Raw genomic sequence first — 7,208 nt, 5'->3', positions numbered from 1 at the left:
GAATAACGTTTTTTGACACTTGGGGGTAGTGCAAATTCTTAAGTTGATGGGCATGAGGTCGTACCCCAATTAAGAAGAAAAAGAGTAGAAATTTTATCTCTCTACGCTGTTAAAATTATTCAACTCCCAAAAAACTGTACATCTTCTAGAGATACTAATTTTCTAGTTTTGATGTTTTTATAGTGCTTGAGAGTGATATTATTCAAGCTTTTTCATTGAGAATGCATAAATACAAACAAAACCAGTAATACATCTTTTCTGTACCGTACTGGTTTTGTTTAAGATCATCTTAAATTATAGCTAGTTCACCGAGATTGCAAATTCCGATTTCGGTGCCCCAGCGAATACGATTGTTCCATTCTTCGGAAGTTCCACCTTGTTATTGCCACTCACAATGGTGAAGTTGACGCAAACTCCCTTCTCATCATACACCGCAAATGAACCATTTGATGGCAGCGTCACGGTCATCCTTTTGTCTGTTGCCGCTTGTGGAATTGTAAACCATTTCGCATGCCCATTTGCATCCAACGTAACTTTGGATGATTGGCCTACATCAATTGGTTTTACATTAGATTCACTTACGTATAACAATCCAGCCATCTCCATATATTCATTGCCGCCTTCTGTATAGAAATGCGTTTCCGTTGTATCACGACCATTCATCACGGGTACTTGGATCTGATGCACCGCGGTGTTCGGACCTGTAATTTTTCTGCCATCCCAATAGCCTGCTGGGCCTTCCTTGCGAGTAATTTGAGTACTAAGATGTTTCGACTGAACAAGATATTGAATAGAACTAAATTTCTCGTTTACACGATAAAACTTGACACCTTCCCTCTTTGCCCATGCAGCAGCGGTTTTCTTCGAAAGCACGTTATCTTCTAGTTTCTCAGCTAAATAGTGGGTCATCACACTTTGCCCTAAACCTGGATGAGATTTATATGCGCTCTCCTTCAAATAAGTTCTTCCATTCTTCTCGGTTACGAAGTTGAGCTTGGAAGTACCCCCCTCATTAATAAAGCTTCCATCAGCAGTATATACATATTTTTCTTCTGGATTAGATGGTAAGAATAGTTCACCGTTCTTCGTAATTTCAATCTTGAAATGAGTTTCGCTATTACCATAAAATCCAGCTTTCTTTGCTACGCCTTGAGGCATTTTGACTTTGACCGGCTTACCAAAGGATTTGTTCGGCTTGATTTCCTTAATAATACCTTTTTCTTTAAGCGTAGCGAGCAGCAATTCAGTTGCCATTAGCTGATTTGTAGAGCTCCGTCCACCAGATGTCAATACAGCCGCTGCTATTTTCTGTTCCGGAAGCACGACTAATATAGCATGTTGCAATGCCGTATCGCCGCCCTTAGCCAAAGCTTTGATCCCATATTCACTGAATGGGTATAGTTTCACACTATCCCAGCCAAGACCATAGTTAAAAATATTCTCGCCAGCCCCCGGCCACATTCCTTTTTTATATTCCTCTTGCTCCATTGCCTTAACTACCTTATCAGAGAGGATTCCTTTTCCCTGTCCCATAAATAGTTGTGAGAATCGCACCATATCTTCTGCCGTGGAAGATATACCTCCCGTACCAATAACATTCACCGATTCAATTGGAAGTTGCCCTTGGTACGCCGGGTAATATAGTCCAGCCCGATTTTCATCCCTCCATTTGTCCTGCGGCGTTTTCGTATGATTCATTTTTAAAGGCCCTGTAAAGTTTTGATGTAGAAATTCAGTAAAGCTCATACCACTAACTCTTTCCACCAAAATTTCGGCCAGCGTAAAACCATCGTTACAGTATACCGAGAAAGCACCAGGGTCCGCCTTCAAGTTTTGATTTGACAATTGCTGTAACAAAGTATCATGGGCATAGGTATCATTATCGTTAAATAAAAATGCATTACCTAACGTAGAACCTTGCAATCCAGAGGAGTGATTCAATAACATACGCGGTGTAATACGTTTGTATCGACCGTCTTTCATCTTAAAATCAGGAACATAGCGGACAACAGGAGCATCCAAATCGACTTTCCCTTCATCGACCAATTTCATTACAGCCGCTGTTGCATACATTTTACTAACTGAACCAATCCCGTATAAAGTATCTTTGGTTAGCGGCTTTTCCCCTTCCATATCGTTCTTGCCAGCCTGACCCGACAAAATAAGTTTTCCATTATCAATTAGTGCATACTGCACGCTAGCTGCCCCATGGGACTTCGTAAGTAGCTCCGCCTTTTCTGCTGCAATCTTCTTCAGTTCCTGACTAGCTACTTCTTCACCAGTTACAACAGTAGTCTTACTTTCAGAAAATGCTTTCGCTCCTGTTGGTAGAATCATAGTTACCACTAATGCAGTGGCTAACACACCAGTTAGCTTATTTTTCATCACGGATACCTCCTTAAATAATGGATCGTTTTCATCATTAATTTGTTTAACTATGAAACCATGATAAATTTTACCCGTTTTTACTTTTAGACTACTTGCTAAATTCAGCAAGTAAAATATTTTTAAAAGGATCAGGAGTATCAGCTTTAAGGCTGTTCAAATTGACTGCCAATGTATGCTTGCCTCCAAGTGTGCCTCCAGCAAAAGTTAAAAAGCCAGGAATGGTTCCTCCATGCCCCCATATCGATTCACCGTTTGAAAGCTTCATTTTGAAAATTCCAAGCCCGGAATCACCAAGCTCACCTACTCCTGTAGGGACTGTTGTAAGCATTTGCTTTAGTTGCTGTTCTTTCAATAACTTGCCCCCAAGTAAATAAGAAAAGAATTTGTTTAAATCATCAGCTGTAGAAATCATATCTCCGGCCGAGCTCCCCATACTTGGGTTATAATAAGTAACATCTTTTGTCTCACTTGCTCCGTCTAATTGGATATATCCGCGGGCATGCTTGGTTCCTGGAATGACGCTTGAATTTCCAGGTAAGAATGTATTCGCTAATTCAAGTGGTTCAATAATTCGATTTTCAATCTCTTCCGCATAGCTGTTCCCAGTTACTTTTTCAATAAGAATTCCTAGTAATACATATCCTGTATTTGAATACGACCAGCTCTTTCCTGGAGCAAAATCTGGAGGCATGGATATTCCCATCTTTACTAATCCTTCAGCAGTATAAGATTTTTTTGTATCCATCATATTAAAATCCTTTGACCTTGTGTAATTAGCGATACCACTTGTGTGATTCAATAATTGCCGGATAGTAATCTGTTTATCATCATATCCATTTCCTTGAATGACACCAGGCAACCATTTTTCAATAGAATCGTCTAGATTTAGGCGGTTTTCTCCTGCTAATTGAAGTACAACTGTTGCAGTGAACGTCTTTGTCACGCTGCCAATCCGAAAACGAAAATCTGTTTTCATTGCTTTCTTGTTACTCAGATCAGCTACACCAGCCGCATAACTCCATGTTTTTCCACCCTCAGAAGTTTTAGCAAGTATCCCTGGATATCCTAGTTTCAATGTATCCCGCATTGCCTCTTTGACGGAATTACGGTCTCTTTGGGTACTTGTTTGTAACGAGTTAGATACATTTTGAATGGACGACTCCGCTTTTACACTTGAGGTTGGAGTTGTATAAAACAGGGAACCTCCAATTATTAATAGAGCTAAGCCTGTACATGTAATTTGACTATGCTTTTTCATCAAAATAATCCTCTCCCCTATTCATATTGTATAAATGGTTATTTGCTGTTTGGAACTAATCACACAGCTTTCTTCTTAACCCACTGCAAAAGGACGACATTGAATTTGTAATGTCTCTTTTCCTCCAAACAAGTCTTATTAATTGATTTGTTTTTTATAGAAATATATAGTATTTTTCTCCTCTCACTCTTCTTTACATTTTCATCTTACACAATGAAAATCTCTTTTTTCTTACCTCTTCCTTACAAATTCCTTACGTTCAAAATCACTTTTATAATTGATTGTTTTTTATGTGAGCCCCCTCACCATCAATTTAAGAATTAAAAAAGGAGGGGATTATCCCCCCTCCTTTTTACGCTTGCTCCGACTGTCGGAATTATTTAATATAACCACGATTCAATTTAGTTAACTTTTCATTGATGTTAAAAATTCTTACTCTAATATCTTTAACACCAGCTGCTTCAAGTCTGTTCTTGTGCATTTCCGCGTATTTTTCAGCATCTTGTTTCTCTTCAAATACATAAATGCCTCCAGCTTCTTTTGTTTCTTCATTCTCAGTCCATATTTTCCAGTGGAATCCTTCTTCTTCGTTAATACTATTTGCTAAATCCCAAAATCCTTTTTCCATTTCTTCACCAAAAGGACCTTCAAACGGAAAATCAACTTGTAATAAATATGCCATTTTCACTCACTCCTATTTTTAATATAAAATTCTTCCCATTCTTTTACTATGATTCGAATGATAGTAATGTCTAAATTCGTATTGCTATTATTATTCAAGCACTAATTGGAGAATCCCCCTATTTGTAACATAATCACAAAACGATAGTAACTTGAACGCATAAAGTGAAAGTTTAATAGTTTTCAGTTATGTTAAAAAAATATGATACAAACTTACCCCTAAACTAAGGACAAACAAAACAAGCGCAGGTATTGCTTTCTTAAAAGGATCTCTCGCTAATACAATTAGAGTTAATGCGGCTGCAAGCATCGTACCGCCTAATAACAATCCTGCTAATAAAGCTACTGTTGGAATCCAGATTCCTATCAACATTCCAATCGCTCCTACAATCTCAAAAGCTCCAGTTAAGAAATTAAAAAACGAAGGTAAACCAAATCGTTTGAACTCATCTGCCATTTTCCCGGATATAATTTTCGTTCCTGTCATTAAAAAGAACAGAAACAACACTACTTTTACAATATTGATGAAAATTAAAATAGTAATCACACCTTTCTTATTATTTGATAAAAAATCAGTATTGTTCAGGTAGTAGTCACTACCTTTACCCTATTTCCTGAGATTACCCGCATGGAAGTCGCTTCCATTTACATTACCCTTTTCCATATTAAAGGGCTAAAAATTACATGCTATAGCATATATAATACGGAAATTTGACTGGTACTAGGCAAAAAAGTGAACCTGAATCAGATATGATACAAAATAAAGTTATCTTCCCATTCGTCCAAACAAACAAAAAGTATATGCTATAGCATATATAATACCTAAAACAAAGTTTGTTCCTTATGAATAGCATAGCATCAATAAGGAACAAATATTAATAGTGTGTATCATACAATTTGTTTAATAGCGATTGTAATACTTTAATTTCTTCCTCGCTCAAATTACTCGTAACGAAATGGTGAGCGTCTTTCACTACAGGCAAGATTGTTTTCTTTAACTCGTCACCTTTTTCAGTTAAAAAAAGGTTATGTGAACGCCTATCTTGGTCATTCAAAGCCTTCTTTACAATCCCTTTTCTCTCCATTGACTGTATCATTCTAACAACAGTAGTTTGATCTTTATCAATAGCTTCCGCCAACTCTTTTTGAGTAGTGCTCCTTTGGCTACAAAGAACACTAATAATCCCCCACTGCTCTGGCGTAACTCCATAAGGCTTTAATTTCTTCGTAAAATAATTGGTCATTTTCACATCAGTACGATGAACAAGATAACCTATTAAATCATGTAAGTTCATATATCACCTCTATAAATTAAGATATAAAAGGATATAGCATACCAGTCAATCATTCACAATGAATGTATTTGTTTCAACATATATATGCTATGGCACATATATTAAAGTAGATTATTTTAATTGTCAAATGATTTACCTATTATTTTTCAAAAACAAAATCGCCTCCTTAGATTATAGAAGGAATGACTAATTTGACGTATCTCTCTGACGATTTCTCCCCTGTCGTTTTATGATATTCTAATAATATTTGATAAAATATGGTATCGACAAATAGTCAAACACCTTTAAAGATACCTCGTCCAGTTCTTGCTGTTACAAGATAAACAGCATATAATCCGTTAACCACCCACATTAGCAACGAAAACATAAAGAAAAGGCATTCCAAATATGAAACACCCTCTTTCGTTTTATAAAACCATCCAACACGCTGAACTTTTCAATTTAATATAATCACTCGTTTAACTAAAGAAATTGATTACATGCATAACGCTCTTCTCACTTTTCTTGCAAAATTTAGTGGATCATCAACGTCTTCGATATTAACGTAAATCAAATTTGGATCATCACATAACCACTCATTGTGTATAGACGAAACGATTATTCCTTGTTTAATAATTGTCGCCACAAATTCAGTGACTTCTTTTTGTAAGAGTGCTACTCGGCCTAGGCATAATGCCCGTCCAGTTTTATTGTCTCGTGATTCGAATGAAAAGGAAGTTGTTACTCTAAAACGTTTTCCTAAGATTGTTGCTCGTATTTCATCCCTGTTTATTGTTGCCACGCATTTCCCACCGGCGAATCCTTCTTGCCCGCCGATAATTCTTGCAAACTGTTGACAAATTAATTCATCATTAAACGCCATACCTTTAATCATCCCCCCTTTTACTGTTAGGTTATGAATGAATACATAGGTCTGAAACGGTAATGAATCTAATCTATTAAAAAAATGATGGCAATCTACCGAGAGCTATTAGCTCAATTATTCTTGATCGTATGAATTGTTATCAGAGTTTAAATGGTGCAGAATTTTCATTTTATGTTTAATGGGCATCGGAGACTGAAAGCAAAACTCAGCTATATATGTTAAGACATTTTTAAAGAGCATAAAAAAGACACCCTAAGGTGCTATCCTCCGACTTGAGAATCGTATCTATGTATGGAGAAATTTAGAAAAGACATATACAAAAGAGAAGATTCTAACTATAATTTATAGAGCTCTTATGCCATGAATTACTTACTTATTTCCTTATTTACCAGGAGAAGAATCTCAGTTACATTATTTTCTGAACAGTCTCGTTAAAGCCATCCCAAGAAATCCAATGCCCATTCCTATTAGCCATCCAGTTTGGGCATTACCTAACATAGATCCCACTCCTCCACCAAGAAACATACAGCCAACGAATACTAATCCTCCAATTCCCCAATTCGGCCGTTCCATAATTCAATCACATCCTCGTATGATAAAGTTAGGTTTTTTAGGAAAGGGATTTACCTATAAACCCGTGAGTATCTAGTTATATGAGATACTTATATTTGTAGATAGAGTGTTGCCGACCACCTCCTTGAATCTTTGTATTCGGTTGAAA

Annotated in this window: 7 protein-coding genes; all 7 read right to left on the bottom strand. The window is 36.8% G+C overall.

What is annotated here, in order from left to right; all coding sequences use genetic code 11:
• Window positions 1-300: 300 nt before the first annotated feature.
• On the bottom strand, window positions 301-2,385 hold the full coding sequence (locus CQ064_RS32490) for a serine hydrolase domain-containing protein (protein WP_000791785.1): 2,085 nt from the start codon (window positions 2,383-2,385) through the stop codon (window positions 301-303).
• A gap of 91 nt (window positions 2,386-2,476) precedes the next feature.
• Complete coding sequence (locus CQ064_RS32485; protein WP_000716675.1) at window positions 2,477-3,646, bottom strand: serine hydrolase domain-containing protein; 1,170 nt, start codon at window positions 3,644-3,646, stop codon at window positions 2,477-2,479.
• A gap of 376 nt (window positions 3,647-4,022) precedes the next feature.
• Complete coding sequence (locus CQ064_RS32480) at window positions 4,023-4,328, bottom strand: monooxygenase (RefSeq protein ID WP_000323765.1); 306 nt, start codon at window positions 4,326-4,328, stop codon at window positions 4,023-4,025.
• Between the two features lie 186 nt (window positions 4,329-4,514).
• A complete protein-coding gene (locus tag CQ064_RS32475) occupies window positions 4,515-4,871 on the bottom strand; it encodes a DoxX family protein (protein ID WP_024927972.1) in 357 nt (118 codons plus the stop codon).
• A 331-nt stretch (window positions 4,872-5,202) separates the two neighbouring features.
• A complete protein-coding gene (locus CQ064_RS32470; protein WP_001048563.1) occupies window positions 5,203-5,622 on the bottom strand; it encodes a MarR family winged helix-turn-helix transcriptional regulator in 420 nt (139 codons plus the stop codon).
• A gap of 475 nt (window positions 5,623-6,097) precedes the next feature.
• On the bottom strand, window positions 6,098-6,496 hold the full coding sequence (locus CQ064_RS32465; RefSeq protein ID WP_000589728.1) for a DUF1259 domain-containing protein: 399 nt from the start codon (window positions 6,494-6,496) through the stop codon (window positions 6,098-6,100).
• A 402-nt stretch (window positions 6,497-6,898) separates the two neighbouring features.
• Window positions 6,899-7,060, bottom strand: coding sequence for a hypothetical protein (locus CQ064_RS33860; RefSeq protein ID WP_000441009.1), 162 nt, complete (start codon window positions 7,058-7,060; stop codon window positions 6,899-6,901).
• Window positions 7,061-7,208: the final 148 nt, after the last annotated feature.

Source organism: Bacillus sp. MYb78, from assembly GCF_002975115.1.
Taxonomy (GTDB): domain Bacteria; phylum Bacillota; class Bacilli; order Bacillales; family Bacillaceae_G; genus Bacillus_A; species Bacillus_A cereus.
Note: the sequence above shows the minus strand (reverse complement) of the source record. Positions and strands in the feature narration are given on the sequence as shown.